General features: G+C 56.2%; 1 rRNA gene. It reads right to left on the bottom strand.

The features are described from left to right. Positions 1–9: 9 nt before the first annotated feature. Positions 10–1,523 (bottom strand): 16S ribosomal RNA (locus B0919_RS24435). Positions 1,524–1,527 lie beyond the last annotated feature (4 nt).

Below are 1,527 nucleotides of genomic sequence, written 5' to 3'. Positions count from 1 at the left end.
GTGCTCCAGAAAGGAGGTGATCCAGCCGCACCTTCCGGTACGGCTACCTTGTTACGACTTAGCCCCAGTTACCTGTTTTACCCTAACTGGCTTCTGTGACGAGCACCAGCTTCAGGTCCACCAGACTTCCATGGCTTGACGGGCGGTGTGTACAAGGCCCGGGAACGTATTCACCGCGTCGTTGCTGATACGCGATTACTAGTGATTCCAGCTTCACGGAGTCGAGTTGCAGACTCCGATCCGAACTGAGAACGGCTTTTTGAGATTGGCTCCCTGTTGCCAGGTGGCGACCCTCTGTACCGTCCATTGTAGCACGTGTGTAGCCCGAGGCGTAAGGGCCATGATGACCTGACGTCGTCCCCGCCTTCCTCGCTGCTTGCGCAGGCAGTCTGTCTAGAGTCCCCGGCATAATCCGCTGGCAACTAAACATAGGGGTTGCGCTCGTTGCGGGACTTAACCCAACACCTCACGGCACGAGCTGACGACGGCCATGCAGCACCTTGCTTTGTGTCCCGAAGGAAAGGTCCATCTCTGAACCGGTCACGCGCATTCTAGCCTCGGTAAGGTTCCTCGCGTATCATCGAATTAAACCACATGCTCCACCACTTGTGCGGGCCCCCGTCAATTCCTTTGAGTTTCACCGTTGCCGGCGTACTCCCCAGGTGGGATACTTAACGCTTTCGCTAAGCCGCGGACTGTGTATCGCCCACAGCGAGTATCCATCGTTTACGGCGTGGACTACCAGGGTATCTAATCCTGTTCGCTCCCCACGCTTTCGTGCCTCAGTGTCAGTACCAGCCTAGTCAGCTGCCTACGCAATCGGGGTTCTGGATGGTATCTATGCATTTCACCGCTACACCATCCATTCCGCCAACCTCGTCTGGACTCAAGCCCTGTAGTATCCATGGCAGTTCTGCTGTTGAGCAGCAGGCTTTCACCACGGACTTGCAGGGCCACCTACGCACCCTTTAAACCCAATAAATCCGGACAACGCTTGCACCCTCCGTATTACCGCGGCTGCTGGCACGGAGTTAGCCGGTGCTTATTCACCCGGTACCGTCGATTCCTCTCGCAAGAGTTTTTTCTTCCCGGGCAAAAGACGTTTACAACCCAGAAGGCCTTCATCCGTCACGCGGCATGGCTGGGTCAGAGTCTCCTCCATTGCCCAATATTCCCTACTGCTGCCTCCCGTAGGAGTCTGGCCCGTATCTCAGTGCCAGTGTGGGGGATCGGCCTCTCAGCTCCCCTAGCCATCGTCGCCTTGGTGGGCCCTTACCCCGCCAACTAGCTAATGGCACGCAGGCTCATCTACTCCCGAAATTCTTTAACTACTAAACGATGCCGCTCTGTAGTCTTATGCGGTATTAATCCACCTTTCGGCGGGCTATCCCCCAGGAGTAGGCAGATTGCCTACGCGTTACGCACCCGTGCGCCACTAGCGGTATTGCTACCGCCCGTTCGACTTGCATGTATTAGGCCTGCCGCTAGCGTTCATCCTGAGCCAGGATCAAACTCTCCATTGTAAAA

The sequence above is a fragment of the Hymenobacter sp. CRA2 genome (assembly GCF_002007105.1).
Classification (GTDB): Bacteria; Bacteroidota; Bacteroidia; order Cytophagales; family Hymenobacteraceae; genus Solirubrum.
This window is presented reverse-complemented; position numbering and strand designations above follow the sequence as displayed.